We start from the raw sequence: 259 nt of genomic DNA, 5'->3' as shown, positions 1-259 counted from the left end.
CGAAGATCGTGGTGGCGGGCGGCTTCGGCGTGGGCAAGACCACGTTCGTGGGCGCCGTCTCGGAGATCAACCCGCTGCGTACCGAGGCCGTCATGACGTCCGCGTCCGCGGGCATCGACGACCTCACCCACACCGGCGACAAGACCACCACCACGGTGGCCATGGACTTCGGCCGTATCACCCTGGACCAGGACCTGATCCTGTACCTCTTCGGTACGCCCGGTCAGGACCGCTTCTGGTTCATGTGGGACGACCTGGT

1 protein-coding gene is annotated in these 259 nt (G+C 66.0%); it reads left to right on the top strand.

Translation table 11 applies throughout. The features are described 5' to 3' along the window. Positions 1–259: ATP/GTP-binding protein (locus tag GTW40_RS04870; protein ID WP_202485394.1), on the top strand; the 259-nt coding region annotated here is incomplete at both ends.

Origin of the sequence: Streptomyces sp. SID4985 (assembly GCF_009863025.1) — a bacterium.
Lineage (GTDB): Bacteria > Actinomycetota > Actinomycetes > Streptomycetales > Streptomycetaceae > Streptomyces.
Note: the sequence above shows the minus strand (reverse complement) of the source record. Positions and strands in the feature narration are given on the sequence as shown.